Source organism: Acinetobacter amyesii, from assembly GCF_002018365.1.
Classification (GTDB): domain Bacteria; phylum Pseudomonadota; class Gammaproteobacteria; order Pseudomonadales; family Moraxellaceae; genus Acinetobacter; species Acinetobacter amyesii.
In genome coordinates, this window is the sequence record NZ_MVKX01000010.1 from 18980 (window position 1) to 38288 (window position 19309).

General features: G+C 41.3%; 18 protein-coding genes and 1 riboswitch. Of the genes, 9 read left to right on the plus strand and 9 right to left on the minus strand.

The window, feature by feature from the left end; all coding sequences use genetic code 11:
* Positions 1 to 53: 53 nt before the first annotated feature.
* On the plus strand, positions 54 to 929 hold the full coding sequence (locus B1202_RS13985; RefSeq protein WP_078191325.1) for a metal-dependent hydrolase: 876 nt from the start codon (positions 54 to 56) through the stop codon (positions 927 to 929).
* Between the two features lie 52 nt (positions 930 to 981).
* Here B1202_RS13985 and B1202_RS13990 read toward each other — a convergent pair whose 3' ends face one another.
* The 5 genes from B1202_RS13990 to B1202_RS14010 form a co-directional block, all read right to left on the minus strand.
* A complete protein-coding gene (locus tag B1202_RS13990; protein WP_078191224.1) occupies positions 982 to 1974 on the minus strand; it encodes a DUF2804 domain-containing protein in 993 nt (330 codons plus the stop codon).
* Positions 1975 to 2113: 139 nt separating this feature from the next.
* Positions 2114 to 2638: a DUF1543 domain-containing protein gene (locus B1202_RS13995; protein ID WP_078191225.1), complete on the minus strand. Its 525-nt coding sequence runs from the start codon at positions 2636 to 2638 to the stop codon at positions 2114 to 2116.
* 21 nt (positions 2639 to 2659) lie between these two features.
* Positions 2660 to 3385, minus strand: coding sequence for a CPBP family intramembrane glutamic endopeptidase (locus B1202_RS14000; protein ID WP_078191226.1), 726 nt, complete (start codon positions 3383 to 3385; stop codon positions 2660 to 2662).
* A 248-nt stretch (positions 3386 to 3633) separates the two neighbouring features.
* Positions 3634 to 4860 carry a tryptophan synthase subunit beta gene (gene trpB / locus B1202_RS14005; protein ID WP_078191227.1) on the minus strand — a complete coding sequence of 409 codons (1227 nt, stop codon included), beginning with the start codon at positions 4858 to 4860 and terminating at the stop codon, positions 3634 to 3636.
* Positions 4844 to 5485, minus strand: a complete 642-nt coding sequence (locus B1202_RS14010; RefSeq protein WP_078191228.1) for a phosphoribosylanthranilate isomerase — start codon at positions 5483 to 5485, stop codon at positions 4844 to 4846. Before B1202_RS14010 ends, trpB begins: the two co-directional genes overlap by 17 nt.
* Positions 5486 to 5630: 145 nt before the next feature.
* A riboswitch (cobalamin riboswitch) is annotated at positions 5631 to 5851 on the plus strand.
* A 35-nt stretch (positions 5852 to 5886) separates the two neighbouring features.
* Between B1202_RS14010 and B1202_RS14015 the strand changes: the two genes are divergently transcribed.
* From B1202_RS14015 to B1202_RS14025, 3 genes are all read left to right on the plus strand, one after another.
* The gene (locus B1202_RS14015) at positions 5887 to 7731 is read left to right on the plus strand and encodes a TonB-dependent receptor plug domain-containing protein (RefSeq protein ID WP_078191229.1); all 1845 of its coding nucleotides are present in this window, start codon (positions 5887 to 5889) and stop codon (positions 7729 to 7731) included.
* A 119-nt stretch (positions 7732 to 7850) separates the two neighbouring features.
* Positions 7851 to 8435, plus strand: a complete 585-nt coding sequence (locus B1202_RS14020) for a cob(I)yrinic acid a,c-diamide adenosyltransferase (RefSeq protein WP_078191230.1) — start codon at positions 7851 to 7853, stop codon at positions 8433 to 8435.
* A 185-nt stretch (positions 8436 to 8620) separates the two neighbouring features.
* The gene (locus B1202_RS14025; protein WP_078191231.1) at positions 8621 to 9334 is read left to right on the plus strand and encodes a glycerophosphodiester phosphodiesterase; all 714 of its coding nucleotides are present in this window, start codon (positions 8621 to 8623) and stop codon (positions 9332 to 9334) included.
* A gap of 66 nt (positions 9335 to 9400) precedes the next feature.
* Here the strand turns inward: B1202_RS14025 and B1202_RS14030 are convergent, their stop codons facing one another.
* Positions 9401 to 9934 (minus strand): META domain-containing protein, encoded by a 534-nt coding sequence (locus tag B1202_RS14030; RefSeq protein ID WP_078191232.1) that lies wholly within the window; start codon positions 9932 to 9934, stop codon positions 9401 to 9403.
* Between the two features lie 190 nt (positions 9935 to 10124).
* Between B1202_RS14030 and B1202_RS14035 the strand changes: the two genes are divergently transcribed.
* The 4 genes from B1202_RS14035 (at position 10125) to B1202_RS14050 (ending at position 13978) form a co-directional block, all read left to right on the plus strand.
* On the plus strand, positions 10125 to 11285 hold the full coding sequence (locus B1202_RS14035; RefSeq protein WP_078191233.1) for an acyl-CoA desaturase: 1161 nt from the start codon (positions 10125 to 10127) through the stop codon (positions 11283 to 11285).
* A gap of 121 nt (positions 11286 to 11406) precedes the next feature.
* Entirely contained in the window at positions 11407 to 12852 is a 1446-nt protein-coding gene (locus tag B1202_RS14040; RefSeq protein WP_078191234.1) for a protein adenylyltransferase SelO, read from the plus strand.
* 112 nt (positions 12853 to 12964) lie between these two features.
* Positions 12965 to 13570, plus strand: coding sequence for a L,D-transpeptidase family protein (locus B1202_RS14045; RefSeq protein ID WP_078191235.1), 606 nt, complete (start codon positions 12965 to 12967; stop codon positions 13568 to 13570).
* Positions 13571 to 13606: 36 nt separating this feature from the next.
* Positions 13607 to 13978, plus strand: a complete 372-nt coding sequence (locus B1202_RS14050) for an MmcQ/YjbR family DNA-binding protein (RefSeq protein ID WP_078191236.1) — start codon at positions 13607 to 13609, stop codon at positions 13976 to 13978.
* 81 nt (positions 13979 to 14059) lie between these two features.
* On the opposite strand, the gene B1202_RS14055 is transcribed toward B1202_RS14050, so the two are convergent.
* On the minus strand, positions 14060 to 14914 hold the full coding sequence (locus B1202_RS14055) for a hypothetical protein (protein ID WP_078191237.1): 855 nt from the start codon (positions 14912 to 14914) through the stop codon (positions 14060 to 14062).
* 278 nt (positions 14915 to 15192) lie between these two features.
* The gene (locus B1202_RS14060; RefSeq protein ID WP_078191238.1) at positions 15193 to 16548 is read right to left on the minus strand and encodes an amino acid permease; all 1356 of its coding nucleotides are present in this window, start codon (positions 16546 to 16548) and stop codon (positions 15193 to 15195) included.
* Between the two features lie 274 nt (positions 16549 to 16822).
* On the opposite strand from B1202_RS14060, the gene B1202_RS14065 reads away from it, so the two are divergent.
* Positions 16823 to 17392 carry an alpha/beta hydrolase gene (locus tag B1202_RS14065; RefSeq protein WP_322852850.1) on the plus strand — a complete coding sequence of 190 codons (570 nt, stop codon included), beginning with the start codon at positions 16823 to 16825 and terminating at the stop codon, positions 17390 to 17392.
* A gap of 121 nt (positions 17393 to 17513) precedes the next feature.
* Here the strand turns inward: B1202_RS14065 and B1202_RS14070 are convergent, their stop codons facing one another.
* Positions 17514 to 19211, minus strand: coding sequence for a hypothetical protein (locus B1202_RS14070; protein WP_078191239.1), 1698 nt, complete (start codon positions 19209 to 19211; stop codon positions 17514 to 17516).
* Between the last annotated feature and the right edge of the window lie 98 nt (positions 19212 to 19309).

Consider the following 19309-nt stretch of genomic DNA (forward strand, 5'->3'; position numbering starts at 1 on the left):
GTGCAATTTCTCCGACATACTGCAATCAATACGACTCGCACAGAAAAAATATCATGAATGCTATCGTCAAATATCAAGTCGAACCCATTGTTCGCACAAAGCTAAATTTTAAGTTAGAAGAAATCCCGCGCTATTGGTTTGGCGGAGACCCCTTTTTAACACGTATGTTTGATGCCTTGAGCCTGACCTTTCCTGATGGCGAGCGCTATTTTATTGAATCTGTACGTCTGTTCCGCAGTCAAATTCAAGATCCTGATTTACAGCAACGTGTAGCTGACTTTATTCGTCAAGAAGCGCAGCACGGTATGGCGCATGACAAAATGAATATGTTAATGAAACAACAAGGCATGCCTGTCGATGCGTTCATTAAACGTCTAAATAAAATTTTTAAATTTGAACTGAGCAAACGCTCACCTGAATACAATATTGCCATGACGGCTTCAGCCGAGCATTTGACTGCACTGATGGCTGAAACCTTTTGTAGCCAAAAGTCCGTACTAGAATCTGCACATCCTTATGTCCGTGCATTATTTATTTGGCATGCGATAGAAGAAATGGAACATCGCGATGTGGCTTTTGATGTGATGAAAGATGTGGCTAAGGTCGATGAAAATCTAAAGAAATTCACTCTGGTCTGGACCAGTGGATTGATGCTCGGCTTTACCTTATACCGTGCCAATGTGATGCTGAAACATGACGGCTTCAGTTTCACGGAACGTTTAAAATTAAATATGAAAGGCTTACCGTGGTTCTTTGGTAAAAATGGCACCCTCACCCGTATGAGCAAGCCATATCGAGATTGGTTTAAAAAAGACTTCCATCCGAGTCAGCATCCCATTGTGCAAAATTATGATCTCTGGTTAAAAACTTATGAAGAAACCAATGATCCAATTCAAGCTGCGGAAGTGTTTTGGCAAGCTGCAAAATAAAAACTGAATAAAAAAAGCCGCATCGATTGCGGCTTTTTTTATAGGCTCAGACTCACCATTTGGCATAGTGCTGCTCAAGTAAACCATATTCATTTAAGAATACAATTTCTTCGCCATCACGTTGAATTGTACCGCTAATTTTTGCTTGCCATTGACTGAACTGACTGCCGACCAATCTTAAATTCAGGTTTTCATAGCGCCGCCAACCTGTAGTGACGATCAAATTTAAGCTGTTGTCTAATGAACTAATATTCCATTGATTATCGCCTTGTTGCTGGAACAGCACATCAGACATGGCATACAGATGTCCATTGACCCAAAGGCAATTTTCATTGCCAAAGCTTTCATTTACACCAGAGGCAAGATTAATCCCAACGCGTCGATTTTGACTATCCCAAAAGTTACACGACAGCCAAAACCATGCGGTTTCAGGACGAAGAAAACCACAGGTATCATCTAAAGACACCAATGTTCGGTCATGGAATTGAATGGTCTTGCCTTGCTTATTGATAAAAAAACCTTCACACCCTAACGTTGTCAATTTTTGAGTATAGGTCCAACCATTAATCCCTGTAGGGCTACACATACTCAGCGGATCAGTCCCTGCGCAAAACACTCGAGCGCTCAGTTTGAGTTCGCCATGTTTCGACATTTGAATGTATCGCACACCATTGGCGTGCTGAATATCCAGTTGAATCCCTGACTTGATAAAATGACTTTGATTAAATAAAGGTTGTTCATCTAAAATGGTATTGCGTGACAGGAAATTAATCGAATTCCATTCCAATACTTCATTCGTAATATGATCATACACATAAACAAAACCGTGCCCTGCCCACGCGATATCGGCAATCGCTAGACCAATCGTATAATGCTCATGCTGAATACAACAAAATTTAAATTTTTTATATTTTAAACGCTTACGCCAACCTTCAAGTCGTTTTCCATACGGTGTCTTATATTCATACTTACTTAAATCGATGCGATTGGGAAGTTCACTAAAACGCCCATAATGCGGCTGTCCATTCGGCCGTATTAAATCCATATACGCCATTCCATTGAGGTTTAAGGTCTAAATCCTGAATGTTATTATGCCTATTATTTAACGCCTGAAAAGACAATCCATCTGATTTCAGGCGAATATCACAAAAAAATATAAAAGCTGACATTTCAGCTCTTAATCATCACAAATGTTCATTTATTAAGATGTAATCATTTTTCCATGAATTTTGCTGGCTATACGGCGTTTCAACCAATTCGATATAGCGCCCGTAGACATGATCAATCGCAATACAATCATCAACATCTAGGGTTCGGTCGGTATGTTGTTTTTGCCAATGTGACTCAAAAAAAGCCTTGCCCCGTTGTTTTGCGACACTAGCGTTTTGTCCTGTCACCAAAACATAACGATGTAATTCACGAAATTCGCGGGCATCATATCCCCCGAGATTAATCAGCCATAATTTTTCATCTTCAGCTCGGGGCGCGGCATCACAAAATTGGATGCGATAATGCCGATTTTCAGTGCTGACTGTATGTACTTGTGCCCAAGCATCAATATGTAAGCCTTTTTGCTCACCAAACCATGCTGTTCTCAGTTGCGGATAAACCTCTTCTAATGCGTTACCCACTGCAAGAATGACGTCATGTACTTCAATATTTGCTCTTGCATGGCGTCCGCCGAGCATCACCATAAATAAACTGGACACAATCTCCCCCTATTTTTGACTTCAACTGCCCACATAGGGCTGAAGTAATTTCAATAAAATCACGCCGCCTAACGATAGTACTGCATTGTTGACGAAATGAATGAGTAAGACATGCCAAATGTTACGCGTCCACAAATAGATGAGGTTGAGAAATAGACCTGCCGCCATAAAACTAATGGTCGCAATCAAATCGCCATCAAAATTATGATAATGAATCAAGCCAAATAAGATTGAGTTCAGCAAGACCAAAATCACTCGCCACAGCCACGGCTGTACAAACAGCTTTTGTAGCAAGGTATAGCGGAAAATAATATCTTCGAGCAAAGCGGTAAATAATGGCCCAAGGCTGATGATCAGCAAGCTAAAAAACGCAATCGTATTAGGATCAATGGTCGATTTTTTTTCAATGCTCTCTCCCACTGGCAACAGACTGCGTGTAAAAGAAATCACTACTTGTAAGACGACTGCACCGACAACCACCAACAGGCTTGAACGCCAAAAGGCCTGTTTATACTTTTGCCAGTGTGTATACAGCATCGTTTTATAGAGCCAACACACGGCAATAAATAAAATACCGCGAAAAATCGCATCACCCAAAGCAACCTGAGCCGAAACACCAAAAAACTGGTCTAAGACATAACTGTTGAGCAAGATCAGCGGAAGAATACACAGCGCAAAAGTATCACGCCATTGCCAATAAATATGGGTGGGAAAGGATTCAGCACGAACCAATTGGGTAAACGTCATTGTTATAAAGTCTTTCTAAAGCAATAAAATTTCCGCAGTATTGTGATTTATTTCACACTTTTATTCTGCATCTGTTTTGTAGTGATTTGCCTCAATAAAATTTTCAGCCCAAAAAAAAATCGCGCGGAATTGCTTCTGCCCGATTTTTTTTAATCCTCCCCTTGCGGATTCAGAATACATTCTGAAATCCTCACCTTTAACAAAGGAGGGCTTTTCCCCTCTTTATTAAAGAGGGGTTGGGGGAGATTTTACATCTCAACCATTTCCACACCATCAATGCGGGCAACGGTCATTAAGTCTTTATCGCCACGGCCAGAAACCGTCGCGATAATGATTTGGTCTTTGTCCATCGTCGGTGCAAGTTTCGTCACATAAGCCATCGCATGTGAGCTTTCTAGCGCAGGGATAATACCTTCAATTTGAGTTAAATCACGGAAGCCTTGCAATGCTTCATTGTCATTGATTGGCACATAGTTCACACGGTGCATATCTTTGAGGAAGCTGTGCTCAGGGCCTACACCTGGATAATCCAAACCTGCAGAAATTGAATGCGTTTCAATGATCTGACCTTGGTCATCAGACATCAGGTAAGTACGGTTGCCGTGAAGTACACCGACATGACCTGCGTTTAATGGTGCTGAGTGCTTGCCTGTTTCAATGCCGTAGCCTGCAGCTTCAACACCGTACATTTTCACGTCTTCATCATTCAAGAATGGATAGAACAAGCCCATCGCATTTGAACCACCGCCCACACATGCAACAAGCGCATCAGGTAAACGGCCTGCTTGTTCCTGAATTTGTTTACGCGCTTCACGGCCAATGATCGATTGGAAATCACGAACCAATTGCGGATATGGATGCGGGCCTGCCACAGTACCAATCACGTAATAAGTTGAATCAACATTAGTTACCCAGTCACGCATCGCTTCGTTCATCGCATCTTTCAATGTTTTTGAACCGCTTTCCACAGGTACAACCGTTGCTCCAAGCAAACGCATACGGTACACATTCATGGCTTGACGTTTTACGTCTTCTGCGCCCATAAACACCACGCATTCTAGGCCTAAACGCGCAGCAATCGTTGCCGTTGCTACACCGTGCTGACCTGCGCCTGTTTCGGCAATAATACGTTTTTTACCTGAAAGTTTAGCCAGCAAAGCCTGACCAATGGTGTTATTCACTTTATGTGAACCTGTATGGTTCAGGTCTTCACGTTTTAAGTAAATTTGCGCACCACCCAACTCTTTCGACCATCGCTCAGCATAATACAAAGGACTAGGACGACCGACGTAATACGCCAAGTCACGGTCGAATTCTGTCAAAAACTGTGCATCATCTTTCATACGGAAATAGAGTTTTTCTAAGTCCTCAAGTGCTGCCATAAGAGTTTCTGACACAAAACGCCCGCCATGAATACCGAAATGCCCTTGTGCGTCAGGGAATTGGGTATAGTCAATCTTATTTTGCTGATCCACGATGGACTCCTTGCATAAAGCGTTCTATGAGTTGTTGGTCTTTAATACCTTTTGCCGATTCTACACCACCGCTCACATCTACGGCATAAGCGCCTGTGGTTTGAATCGCATCTTCAATATTGTCAGGCTTTAAACCGCCCGCCAAAATTAAAGGAATATCGAGTTTTGGGAACTGTGCCCAGTCAAAGCTATGCCCTGTACCGCCTTTCAACTCTGGATGCCACGCATCTAACAGTACCGCGCTTGCCCCCGCCTGCTGAAAAGCTTGGATTTCGCTAATCACGTCCAAATCTGGCTTGACCTGAATGGCTTTATACCAGCGGCGGCCAACATGCTGTGAGATCTGCTTGCATAGTTCAGGCGTTTCATCACCATGAAACTGCAAAATATCGACAGGCGCTTGTTTTAAAATGTCTGCAATTTCATCCTGCGATGCATTCACAAATAAACCCACAGTTTGCACATATGCTGGGACATGCTGAACCAATTCAGCGGCCTGCACTACTGTTACACTGCGCGGACTGGGCGCAAAGAAAACAAATCCGATGGCATCTGCGCCAGCTTGGACGACAGACTGTATATCTTGAATACGTGTGATACCGCAAATTTTGGCACGGGTTCGCATATTATTGTGGCTCTAACTCCGCCCTATTCATAGCCAGTCTATAAATAATGGGCGAATCATTGTAATGCAATTTTTAGACCTTGCGTAAAGTTCATCCTGAATATTTATTCACATCCGTTGTTTAAGTCTCATACAAACTTTATACTGCGCCCAAATTGCTGCAAGTTGAGCTTAGGCTTAGGGAAGCTGGTGAGAATCCAGCACTGCCCCCGCAACGGTAAAATGAACCGCATATCTTTATAAATGTCTTCAATTCATGAAGGGATTTACACCACTGCATTTGTGCGGGAAGGTGGATATGCCAATATTGTTTTAAGCAATATTTATATTTAAGTCCGGATACCTGCTTGCTGCGTTCTTCAACTCAATCATTCACGTGGGGTGAATGTATGGAGCCAAGTATGTCTACTTTTTTTCAGCCTACAGCATTAGTGGGCGCAATCGCCATTGCGATGGGTTTTTCCGCAAATGTTTTGGCTGCCGACGCAGTTGAAAAAGCAAACAGCACAACTTTAGATACCATCGTAGTTACCGCTTCACGCAGTGAAGAAAAAATTAAAGATGTTCCTGCACGAATTTCTGTCATTGATCAAAAAACGATTGAACAGTCTCCTGTTGCTGATTTTCCATCATTACTTAGTAAAGAAGCAGGCCTAGCCGTTAAACAAGTTGGCGGATACGGCCAGACAGCTTCGGTATTTTTACGTGGAACGAATGCCTCTCATACCCTGTTTCTACATGACGGTATGCGTTCAAATATTGCGACTGTAGCTAGTACCAATATTCCTTTATTTGATTTGTCGGATATCAAACAAATTGAAATTCTAAAAGGTCCTGCATCTGTTCAATACGGCACAGATGCTATTGGTGGTGTTATTCAACTGATTTCAAAAACACCTGAAAAAAGCGGGATTTTCACAACGATCGAAGCGGGTGAGAAAAACACATATAAATCAATTTTAGGCGTAGATCTTGCCAAAGACGGATACTATGCACAGCTTCGTGGGCAACGCTTTGAAACCGACGGCGACCAAATTATTACAAACAATCCAGACAAAGCTGGTTTTGATCAAAAAGGCTATGCGGCCAAAGTTGGCGTAGAAAAAGACCAATATGCTTTTTCTGGCGAAATTAAAGAAAATAAAGGCCATGGTGATTATTTCAGTTATGGCGCACCGCAAGCTTATGATTTTATCAACCGTATTTATAATGTACGCGGTCGCTTAAATCTCAGTGACAATCTCATTTGGAATACTCGCCTGTCTCAATTTGAAGATCAATACAATGTTGTTAAAGCCTCATATCCATCTATTGTAAATACGGAACAACAAGAGATTGATTCAAATTTAAAATGGGGCTTTACTCCCCATCAAAATGTAATGTTTGGCGTACAGTTCAACAAGACTGAAGCTGAAAAAATTGCGGCCTATGCAGGCGATGAAGGCTTCGATTCCAACAATGAAACCGTTGGCTATTATCTGCAGCATCAATTTAAAAATGAATTATTTTCAACACAAGCTGGTATTCGCGTAGAAGATAATCAGCAATTTGGTACACATACCGTTGGTCAAGTTGCAGCACGCTATTTCGCAACACCTAAAACCAGCATATTTTCAAATATTGGAACAGCATTTAGAGCACCTGTCGTTGGGCAAATTATTACTGAACCATCATGGTGGGGTGGAAACCCAGACCTGAAACCTGAAGAAAGCCTGTCATACGAAATTGGCTTTGATCATGCATTGAATGACAGTATTAAGATTTATGGTTCTGTCTATCAAACTAAAATTGATAACTTAATGGTATCTGATGCATCTACAGGCTGGAAATACTACAACTTAGACAAGGCAACGTTTACGGGTTCAGAACTTGGATTCAAATGGAAACAAGACAACCTATATGCCAATGCTGAATATGCCTACATACAGCCTAAAAATGACGAAACAGATCAAGACGCCCCAAATCGCCCGCGTCAAAATTTCAATTTGAGCCTCGGCTGGGATAATGGCATTTATGGCGCATCAACTTCGCTTGTAGCCAAAGGCCGTTCTAAAGATGCACGAGATATTCCTGGTTATGCCGCAATTGATATGAATGCTTTTTGGCAAATCAATCCGCACGTTAAATCATTTTTAAATATCCGCAATGTCGGTGATACCCAATATAAAACAGCTGTAAATGATGCTGTTTCGGATTATGTTGCCAGCGGCCGTCTATCTACCATTGGCTTCACTTTCAGTTATTAATCTATTGAATTTTCAGCTGATGTAACTGTTGCATGGATTACTTTGAGGATAATGTCATAACTATGGCATTATCCTTTTTTATGACAGAACCTGAATTTTCATCATTTTAAGGACAAGACATGGGCCACCGTTTAAGCAAAATTTACACCCGCACAGGCGATTCAGGCACAACAGGTCTCGGCGATGGTTCGCGCGTTGCTAAGGATGATTTACGCATTGAAGCCTTAGGCGATGTCGATGAACTCAATTCCAGTATTGGTATTCTGCGTTCGCAGATTGCACTTAGCAGCATTGAAGACAAAGCGACTTGGGACAAATCCCTTAGCCTTATTCAGCATTGGTTATTCGACCTTGGCGGTGAAGTCTGTATTCCAAACTTCAACTTGGTGCTGCCTGTATCTATTGAGTTTTTGGAAAATGACATTGACCGTATGAATGAAGCGCTTCCGATGCTGAAAGACTTTATCCTGCCTTCAGGCACTTTAGTATGCAGCTTTGCCCATCAAGCACGTGCAGTTTGCCGACGTGCAGAACGCCGTTTAATGGCAGTACATAACCGTGACCAAAACATTCAAGCACCGTCATTGCAGCTGTTAAACCGTCTATCAGACTGGTTATTTGTCGCTTCACGTACTTTGCAGCGTGCTGAAGGCGGCTCTGAAGTGTTATGGCAAAAGAATATTAATGACACGATTGATCAATAAGTTTTGGATCAAAATATTTCTCAAATCCTTTGACCAATTAAAAGTCTATTTTACATTGAAATAAATCGAAACATTTCGTCCGATCATTCTTGTATTTCAGAATGATCGGCTCAAAATAATAGTGTCATTTCCCTGTCATGCTTACAGGACACTATGCTTTTATCTTTCAACTTTGCAGGCCCTATATGCGCATAATCGGACACCGTGGCGCTCGTGGCGAAGCACCTGAAAACACCCTTGGCGGTTTTCAATATATTCAAGATTTAGGGATTCGTGCTGTCGAATTTGACGTTCGGCAACTGAAAGATCGTGCCCTAGTGATCATGCATGATGACCAATTTATGCGAACGGCAGGTCAAGATAAACATCTATATGAATGTAGTTCACAAGAGTTAGAACCCTATAACCATGCCGTTACTTGGTCAGAATGGAATAAAGTTGAACCGACGCCACTGCTCGAACAAACGCTCAAAATTATTCATAACTTCGATCATATTGAAGTTGAAGTGAAAGCGGTGAAGACACAAGCTGAAGCTGAAGCGTTGACTGAAACATTGGAACAACAACTTCAAGGCTTTGAACATTCCGCTGTGATTACCAGTTTTGACCCTAAAATTCATCTTGCTTTGCAACAGAAAAAATCTAGCTTCAAACGCGGGCTACTGGTTGAAACGGACGTAAAATTTAAAGCGATTGAACAAGCACTCGAATTGGGTTGTATTCAAATTGGTTGGATGAACCAACTCGCCAATTCAGACATTATTCAGGCCACGCAGCAGGCAAAATTAAATGTGAGCGTGTGGACTGTCAACGACGTTGATCGTGCTAAACAGCTTAAAGATTGGGGCATTAACGGCTTAATTACCGACTATCCTAAATTGATGATGCAGCATTTTTAATGCTGCTTTATTCCCCTAGATTTGTGTAATTCACTTCTCGATCAATACGTGGCTTTTTCAACTTATTTATTTTCGTTCTAAAACCAACACGGTTTGACCCCGACTGTTTTGCATCGTCATCTGTTTCGCTTGAATTTGAAACTGTGTTGCGGCTTGCAATGCATCTGAAAGTTCAGCCTCTTGAGCTAAAGCCGAATCACAACTGAAATAGCCTGCTCGCGCATTCAAATCAATACTGTGTTTTAAGGTATCGATCACATAAGTGCCACTGATGTTATTACATCCCGTATTGCCTTGAATTTGGCGAAATTGTGAACTGAACTGCAAATAAGGTTGATGATGAAAGAACTTGGCTTTTTGCCCTGCAATTTGCACAATCGTCCATGGAATATCTTGTATCCCATCATTCACGCGAATAACTTTTAATGGCTGCTCAACGCTGCTGCCATGTGACTTCCCTTGTGACTTTGTAGTCACCTTCTGCGTCGGAGAACTTTGACAGGCCATGAGTCCCAGACAACTGATCAGAATGCCGCCCCAGATACAGTGTTTGACAAAAAATTGAGGATTATTTTGACGATTTTGCTGTTTTTTTAGCATCTTTTTTACCCCATAAAAAGTCAAATAACTTCAGTCGTATTATGTTACTGTTTAGAACAATACAACTGTACAATAACAGTGGTGAAAACGGGTTTTCCCGTGCTACTATTCTGTACGTTTAAAATCCCTTAAAAAATTAATGGGATTAGTCCTATCTATACCTCCCAAGGTTTCAGGAGTGCTGTTGGAGATGAATGCTCCCCTACCCAAAGCCCCAATGAACTGGATTGCTATTTTTGCATTGGTGTTTTTACCTATTGTCGCAGTTATTGCAATTCCGTTATATGCCATTAATCATGATTTTAGTGCCGCTGCTTGGATCAGTATGTTTGTTTTACTGGGTGTCAGCAGTTTAGGTATTACCGCAGGTTATCACCGCTTATGGGCACACCGTGCTTATGAAGCAACCTTGCCTTTAAAAATCATTTTAATGCTCATGGGTACTTTTGCTGTTCAGAACAGTATTTTGTTCTGGGCTTCAGGTCACCGTACACATCACCGTCATGTAGACGATATTGACCAAGATCCATACTCGATTAATCGTGGTTTCTGGTATGCCCATATCGGGTGGATGCTTCGTGATTATCCAGCAGCAGAACCGAACTACAAAAACGCACCTGATCTATTAAAAGATAAAGTCGTTTTGTTCCAAGATAAATACTACATTCCACTGGTAATTGCTGTTCATGCAGCGATTTTAGTGCCAATTGGTTGGGCTGTAGGCGATATGTGGGGCGTTCTATTATTGGGCGGTTTAATGCGTCTAATCTTGAGCCATCATGTGACGTTCTTTATTAACTCACTGTGCCACATGTGGGGTAAACGTCCATATACTGACGAAAATACCGCGCGTGATAACTTCTGGTTAGCTATTGCTACTTGGGGTGAGGGTTATCATAACTATCACCATATTTTCCAATACGACTACCGTAATGGTGTGAAATGGTGGCAATACGATCCAACAAAATGGTTAATTTGGAGCTGCTCTAAATTAGGTCTTGCTAAAAATTTACGCCGTATTCCTAGCTTTAATATTAAAAAAGCTGAGTTGGCTATGAAGTTCAAATATGCTGAACAAGACCTTGCGATCTATGGTCTCAACATGACCGATGATATTGCGACAGCTAAGCAACGTATTTCTCAAGAATATGATGCGTTTTCGCAAACTTTGAATGACTGGGCAAAATTAAAAGAACAGGAAATTCAAGCGAAGAAAACAGCAGTTGCTGAAAAAATTCATCAGATGGATGACAAACTCAAACTTGAATTCCTACAAGTTGAACAGCGTTTGTCACAGCACCGTGAAACACTGAATCAATTGATGCGTAACTTGAAAAAGAAAACCGCTTAATTCTTTTGAGCCTATCAAATGATAAAGCCTCCCTTGTGGAGGCTTTATTGATTTCAAGCTACAGTTTTTCTATCTGGTCTTTGCTATAGTTTCAACATAACTTGAATTTTTAAAGATCATTATGCTGTTCAATGCCCGCTATAACACCCTGCCACCTCGCCTGTACCATCATCAGCAGCCTGTACCCTTAAAAGGCGCAAAAGCTGGGCATTTTAATGCCGCTCTTGCGGATGAGCTGCAATGGTCTGAGACAGATAAACAGGCTTGGGTAGACATCTGTAGCGGACAAAAAACCTTTGCTGAATTTGAACCTTTGGCCATGGTCTATGCAGGTCACCAGTTTGGACAATGGGCAGGCCAATTAGGCGATGGACGCGGCTTACTGATTGGGCAAATCATCGATAAACATGGGCAAACCATTGACTTACATCTCAAAGGTGCCGGCTCTACGCCTTATTCACGCATGGGCGATGGACGTGCAGTGCTGCGCTCGACCATTCGTGAATATTTGGCAGGACATGTGCTGAACAACCTAGGCGTTGCCTCTAGCAATGCGGTGGGTTTTACCAGTTCTGAGCAAGGTGTACAGCGCGAAAAACTCGAGCTCGGCGCGATGATGCTGCGTACATCTGACTGTCATATCCGATTGGGACATTTTGAATGGATCAATCAATATCAAAGCGATTTGCTACCTGAATTCACGCAGAAATGTATTGAATGGCACTACCCTGAATGCTTGAATGCCGAACAGCCTATTTTGGCTTTTGCCACTCAAGTTATTCAGCGTACCGCAGTGATGATTGCCAAATGGCAGCTGATTGGTTTTGCACATGGCGTGATGAATACCGACAACCTGAATATTACCGGTTCAACTTTGGACTTCGGCCCTTATGGCTTTATGGAGCGCTTCCGTCCAAACTGGATCAACAACCATTCGGATTACCAAGGCCGCTATACCTATCAGCAACAGCCGAGCATCGGTCATTGGAATCTCTGGCAATGGCTGAATAATCTCGTTCCACTCTGCCCTGCGGACTATGACAAAGAACAGTGGAAAGAAGATCTAGCCAAATGCTTAGAGCATTTTGAACTGACCTTCTTGGAACATTATAAATTGGGCTTAGCTCAGAAAATGGGCCTGCCAAGTTTCCATAAAAACAGCTTTGACTGCGCCATGGCCTTTTTACGCATACTGCAAAGTGAGCAGCTGGATTACACACAAAGCTTTATCCGTCTGCAAAATCATAAATATGAAGCCATTAAAGATGACTGTTTAGACCGCCGCGCCTTTGAAGGTTTCTTGGCACAATATGAAAGCATCCGTGCGCATCAGGACACCGATGCTTTAGATGCTGAAATGGCACAGGCCAATCCGCAATATATCTTGCGTAACCATATGGCGCAAAAGGCGATTGAGCTTGCTGAACGCAATGATTTTTCAGAGGTAGAACGTTTATTTACATTGCTCAGTCGACCATTTACTAAACAGCCTAAACTGGAAACAACAGAAGATTTAGGCCCCTTGCCAAGTGATGTGCCTGAAGTGATGGTCAGCTGCTCGTCTTAAACATTTATCCACAAATCCACACTTTAATCGGGTCATAATTGTGGATAATTTAAACATTATCCACAATTCAGAAATGGATAGACTGCGAAAGCACTTCATCCTCTAAAAAATAATGACAAGAAAAAATATCACGATCTTTAGTTTCGCTACCCTCTTCTGTATTGCGGTAGCCTACTTTGCCTATCAAAAATTTGAAAAATATCTACCTACACCTGCCAATGCACTGGTCTTTCTGCCGGCATTAAGCGATTTGCAAATTCAAAAAATTCGCACAGAAACGCCGATCGACAATATTCAGGTACATAAAGCTCAGCGTTATTTGGAATTAAAACATCAGGATCAAGTCATTCGGCGTTACCCAATGCGTCTGGGTTTTCAACCGCTTGGACATAAAGTTCAAGAGGGTGATGGCAAAACGCCTGAAGGCAGCTATATGATTGATTGGCGCAATCCGCAAAGTTCATTTTATAAGTCTTTGCATATCTCCTACCCTAATGCGACCGATAGACAAAAGGCTAAAGATTTAGGGGTTTCTGCAGGTGGTGACATTATGATTCATGGTTCTGCGACCAGTTTGCAGATGAAAGCTGCACCACAACTGATGACTTATTTCCCACAAAAAGATTGGACTTGGGGCTGTATTGCAGTGCGTAATATTGATATGGATGAAATTTGGCAATTGGTAAATAATGATACTGTTATTCATATTCATCCTTAGGCTTTAACGTTCAAGCTTATTTTTAGGTTATCCCCTATGATTGCATTACACGCTGTAGCTGCTAAGACGGCCTTAGCCCTGCCTGAAACTACATGCAGCCAGCCTTTTGGTGAAGGCTGTGATGTGTTTAAGGTGATGGATAAGGTTTTTATGCTGAGTTTTCATTTAGAAGGCAAAGCAACTATCAATTTAAAAGTGCTGCCTGATAATGGCACGATGCTGAAGGATATTTATCCTTTTATTCGTGCGGGCTGGCATATGAATAAGCAGCATTGGATTTCTGTTTTTACAGATGAAGAATTAGAAGAAGAACTGCTGCAAGATTTGGTACTGAATTCTTATGAATTGGTGGTGTCGAAGCTAAATAAGGGACAACGGCAGAGGATTGAATTGCTAAGAAGTGTTTAAATACTCTTATAAAGGATAAATTAAATTCTAAATAGCAGCCATTAAGTAAATAAGGGTTTAAGTCATTAGACTAATGAGCCTCTACTCCTCTAAGTCTTTAATCAATGTGTAGTAAGAGTCCGATAAATCACAGTTTAATTTTTGCATTAATGCAGAAAAATAATCATCCGAATCATCAGCTTCAAAATAAACAGTTTTAAATTTTTTTAGTAATGTGCTCAATTCATTTTGAAAGAAAAACAGATAGTCATCCATATGATCCTCATCCATCCCTCCCAAATATGCAACTTCAATTGAATTTTCATCTGAACCACCAATAAGAAAGTAAGCACATAGTTGAGAATGTTGATTTAAAAGGATTGTTGACTCCATTATGTTTATATTTTTTAAATATTCGAACAATAAGTCAGGTGAAAATTCCTGAGCTAAAACATTAACACCTTCATGAAATCGCCTGTAGTTTTTATGGAACAATTTCTTTAATTCTTGCCATTCTTCTTTCGACATCTGATTTAATTTTTTAGTTTTTATTCTTTTTATATCTGTATAGATTTCAGTTATTTCGGTTAATTCAATCAAGTAAGTCGTTCTAGCAATATAAAAGCGATGTGACTCAAACAGTTCACGTAAAGAATTATTCCTAGAATTGAGTATGAGTTGTAATCTTCTCGTTTTAGATTTTTTCTCTAAATTATTGATCAATTTTATGAATAGATTAGCCTCTAAGTCATTTTGTACCTCATGAAATAAAATATAATCTCGATGAGGATGGACATGATTAGAATAAAGCATTCCTAAGGCAATGATCGTATCACCTTTTTTCGCAACGACATGATAAAAACCTATCTTTGGTAAATGATGCTCAATTAAATATTGCTGTAAATGCATATTCATTTTTGAATCAAAATGCTGAGAATCTAAAATTTTAATATTCATAATCATTTACCGATTTATTTTTAAAAATAAAAAATTAATTAATCAGCCCTCAAAAATATTCAAAAAATATACTTCTTACCAATTTTTTTAATGTTTTTAATTAATATCAATACTTTAACCTAAACCATAGAAATTTAAAGCATACTGGAACGGCTGCTATCGATACGAACACTCCATAAATATGTTTATTTTCAAAATAATTTAGCAAAGACATTATTTTACAGCACGAAACAAGAACGCCTGCATATCAAAAGGCTCTTCCCTAAGCCTCCATCTTATTAAACTTTCTTTGCTTGCATCACCTTAAACAGTACAAACAGCAATAATATCCATACCGGCTGCATCAGCACCGACAACATAAAACCCTGATTCCACATGATGTACAAAATCATCAGCATGAACACTAAGACAAAGTAGTTGGTGAACGGTGCAAATAATGCAGGAAATTTAGTTTGTATACCCTGCTGCTGCATCGCTTTTCTAAACTTCAAATGAATCAAGCTGATTAACATCCAATTCAGCACCGCCGCACTCACCACGATATAAATCAAATAGCTCAATGCTTTTTCAGGCAAGAAATAATTCAGCAGCACACAGCCAAAAATCAGCAAAGCAGAAAATAAAACCGCAGCAATCGGCGTACCGTGTTTATTCACCTGCTTAAACGCTTTTGGTGCATTACCCTGCTCTGCCAAACCGAGCAGCATACGGCTATTGGCATACATGCCGCTATTGCAGACCGAAACGGATGCCGTCAAAATAATAAAATTCAGCAAATGTGCCGCCCAATCAATCCCCATCTGATTAAAAATCATCACAAAAGGACTATGATCCAAACCACCAAGTTTCAATTGATTCCACGGCACCAGCGACAGCAATACCGCCAAGGAACAGATATAAAATAAGAACACGCGGATCACGGTCTGATTTACGGCTTTCGGAATGTTTTTGTCAGGATCTTCTGTTTCTGCTGCGGCCATGCTGATCAATTCAATGCCACCAAAAGCAAACATCATAAAGGCCAACATGTAAAATAAGCCTTCAAAACCATGCGGAAAAAAGCCGCCATGTACCCATAAATTACTAATCGAAGCCGTAGAGTCTGCGCCTGCGGTAAGTAGCAGATACACACCAAAAACAATCATGGCAACAATCGCCACAACCTTAATCATCGACAGCCAAAATTCTGACTCTGCATACAGTTTTACATTGGCTAAATTGGCAAGGGTAATGACCGCAAAAAATACCAGTACCGAAACCCAAGCAGGCACATTCGGCCACCAGTAATTGACATATTTGCCTATTGCGGTCAGCTCGGTCATCACCACTAAAATATACAGAATCCAGTAGTTCCAGCCCGTTAAAAAGCCCGCAAACTTGCCCCAATATTTAAAAGCAAAATGACTGAATGAACCTGTGACTGGCTCTTGTACAATCATCTCACCCAACTGGCGCATAATCAGAAAAGCAATCAAGCCACCAATCAAATAGCCCAAAATAATCGATGGCCCAGCCGACTCAATAATATGCGCAGAGCCTAAAAATAGCCCTGTACCTATTGCGCCACCCATTGCAATCAGCTGAATATGGCGGTTCTTTAATCGGCGCTGCAGTTGAGGCATTTCGCTGCTCACAACACGTTCTCATCTTATAAAAAAGTGAATTGTAGCCTGTGCAGCTCTTTGCAGCCAAATATTCATAGACTATTGCTGTATGAGCAACAAATGATGCTGATAAAATCAGACTTCAAATCTATCCATACCGTCAACTGCATCTATGAATCAGCAACATTTATCAATGGTCTTCATTCCTGGATTTATGCTAGATGAATCCTTGTAGGATGAGTTCATCCCACAACTTCCTCACACATGGAATTTCTTTAGGGCAAGTTTAAAACACGGTCAAACGATTGATGAAATTGCGGAACATATCCTACTCAATGCCCCGCCACGCTTTGTCTTGGTGGGTTTTTCACTAGGCGGTTATATTGCCAGAACCATTGCGCAAAAATATCCTGAACGTATATCTGCACTCATTTTAATGGCAAGCTCTTTACACCCTGATAGTGAAAAACAGAAGCAGTTAAAAATCGCGGCCATCCAAGCTGCATCAGCAAGCACGTTTCATGGTTTGAGCAAAATAGCGATTTCGAAATCACTACACCCAAACCATGCGGACAATCGGCAGTTGATTCTACGTATTCAAAATATGGGAAAAAATCTTGGATTTGAGAGCTTTAAAGCGCAGTCATTATTAGACCGTAGCCATATTCGCAGCGATGCCATTCAGTGCCCAACACTGATTATTTCAGCTGCTCAAGATCGGCTACGTTCACTAGATGAAGCGCAGGAGCTGCATCAATCTATAGCACATAGTCAACTTGATACCATTGAAAATACGGGCCATATGACTCCCTTGGAACAGCCGGAAGCTTTAGCTGCCAGTATGCTGAAATGGCTGAATACATTGCCCCTTTAAATATAAACAGCCCTCAATTGAGAGCTGTTTTTAGCATTCACCACGCTAGATGGATATTGATAACGAATGCAGTACGTCTAAACCGATTCTATTCATTCAGACTACGCCGCCATGTAAATCGTTATTTACGCTGTGGCACTTCAGCCCACCGTGCATAACTCTTCGTGCTTTTCAGCACAGCGCCCGCTTGTTTTGCAGCGACGCCACTATAGTCCTGAGAGAAACCATCTGAATTTTCATCAAAACTCGCACCATTAAATAATGGGAAAGTTCCAGCTTTTTTCTGAATCACCACATCATCAATCATCCAGCCACGGAAACCGTTATAAAGTTCATCGACCGTTCTGAATTGGAATTTCAGCTGAACATTGGCTTTGCCTGCATATTCATCTAATGAAATTGCTTCTTGCTGAACAGCAGCTGGCGCGAGGTTAAAGCCTAAATTGCTGTATGGGATCGGCGCGCGCTCATATGCAGAGGATGGATCTGCCAGCGGGTTTAATCGAGCCAAAGTCTTAAAGCTATTGCCGCCGTCGGTAGAAACTAAAATATTCATCAAGTCGAATCCTTGATTATTTGGATTGACCGACTCAATTTCCCACCATGTTTTAAAACTTAAACTCAAAGGCGCTTGATATTGGCTCAGATTAATGACAGGTGAAATCAATTCTCCCATATTGTCATACTGAGACGTACCGCCATCAAACTCTAGAGCAGTCGAAGAATCACTTAAAGTACCAATGAAATTGCCATTTACTTTATCGCCATACCAATATGCTGTATTGCCCTGCAGCGGTTCTGGCACTTTGCCTTGGCTCTGATCATTCGGCGCCAAACGCACACGCTGATTGACCTTATTGTTTACAATGCCGTGACCTTTATTGAGCAACTGCCAATCGACATTGGCCACACTTGGCTGCGACCTTGTCCATGCATTGCGAGTAGCAGAGTCCGCTTCAAAAGTTTCACGCCATACCGCATCTGCAGACACTGTTTCAGGCAACACTTCAAATTGATAGCCCGATGCAGAAGAAGCAATGACCGTAACTTTTTTCGTAATGGTATTAATTCCTGCACCGCTAATGGTGAGCGTGGCATTTTTCAATGCTTCAAGCAGCATATTAGACACGTTAAATGAAAGCGTGAAATATCCATTGGCATCAGTCAAAGCACTGACAAATGCGCCATTGGTCGCCGCACCGCCAGATAATGCGACTTGCGCATTCGCTAAAGGCGTCCCTTTAAAAATCACTTGACCAGACAATGTTCCGACCACGGCATCATTGACTGGCGCATCACTTAGAGTCTGACAGTCTTGATCTAAACAGTTGAGTACCACATTTAACACAATGCTCTTATTGGTATTTTTTGGATGGATCAAGAATGCCGAAACTGCAGACTGTCCATTTTTAGTGACCAAAACATAATATGTGCCTGCAGCCAATTTAGGCAGTTTAACGATGCCTTGAGCATTGGCAAGGTAACTTTGACCTTTAAAATGAGTCGCTGTCGGTAAACTATTGATCGGTGGAAATAGCTGTTCAGAATCATCTGCTGTGATTGCATTTGTTGCTGTTTTCAAACTGCCTGCTTGTACCTTCTGCCACTCTTCATCACTAAAAATCTGAATCGACGCTGCATTTAAGGCAAGATTATTCACATCTAATAAAGTCAGCTCTTCTACACTTTTCTGTACCATGGCATCGGCAACTGGCTCTGGCGGTATACTTCCAGTCTCATCACGATCATTACCGCCACATGCCGCTAAACCCAAGACACCCGTGACCATTATTATTTTTGCAAATGCGCTATTTTTCATCTGTTCTGCCCTCTGGCTGTTCCATTTTTAAAAATTGTTATCTCTACATTGAACTCTGCCAGCCCAAACATACTGGTGAATATTCAAGCAAAATAATA

Bases quoted from the DNA above. Each gene is read 5' to 3' on its own strand.
- B1202_RS14055 (WP_078191237.1), bottom strand. From the start codon at position 14,914: ATGAATATTAAAATTTTAGATTCTCAGCATTTTGATTCAAAAATGAAT.
- B1202_RS14050 (WP_078191236.1), top strand. From the start codon at position 13,607: ATGATTGCATTACACGCTGTAGCTGCTAAGACGGCCTTAGCCCTGCCT.
- B1202_RS13985 (WP_078191325.1), top strand. From the start codon at position 54: ATGAATGCTATCGTCAAATATCAAGTCGAACCCATTGTTCGCACAAAG.
- B1202_RS14015 (WP_078191229.1), top strand. From the start codon at position 5,887: ATGTCTACTTTTTTTCAGCCTACAGCATTAGTGGGCGCAATCGCCATT.
- B1202_RS14040 (WP_078191234.1), top strand. From the start codon at position 11,407: ATGCTGTTCAATGCCCGCTATAACACCCTGCCACCTCGCCTGTACCAT.
- B1202_RS14045 (WP_078191235.1), top strand. From the start codon at position 12,965: ATGACAAGAAAAAATATCACGATCTTTAGTTTCGCTACCCTCTTCTGT.
- B1202_RS14000 (WP_078191226.1), bottom strand. From the start codon at position 3,385: ATGACGTTTACCCAATTGGTTCGTGCTGAATCCTTTCCCACCCATATT.
- B1202_RS14035 (WP_078191233.1), top strand. From the start codon at position 10,125: ATGAATGCTCCCCTACCCAAAGCCCCAATGAACTGGATTGCTATTTTT.
- B1202_RS14020 (WP_078191230.1), top strand. From the start codon at position 7,851: ATGGGCCACCGTTTAAGCAAAATTTACACCCGCACAGGCGATTCAGGC.
- B1202_RS14030 (WP_078191232.1), bottom strand. From the start codon at position 9,934: ATGCTAAAAAAACAGCAAAATCGTCAAAATAATCCTCAATTTTTTGTC.
- B1202_RS14070 (WP_078191239.1), bottom strand. From the start codon at position 19,211: ATGAAAAATAGCGCATTTGCAAAAATAATAATGGTCACGGGTGTCTTG.
- B1202_RS14010 (WP_078191228.1), bottom strand. From the start codon at position 5,485: ATGCGAACCCGTGCCAAAATTTGCGGTATCACACGTATTCAAGATATA.
- B1202_RS14025 (WP_078191231.1), top strand. From the start codon at position 8,621: ATGCGCATAATCGGACACCGTGGCGCTCGTGGCGAAGCACCTGAAAAC.
- B1202_RS13990 (WP_078191224.1), bottom strand. From the start codon at position 1,974: ATGGATTTAATACGGCCGAATGGACAGCCGCATTATGGGCGTTTTAGT.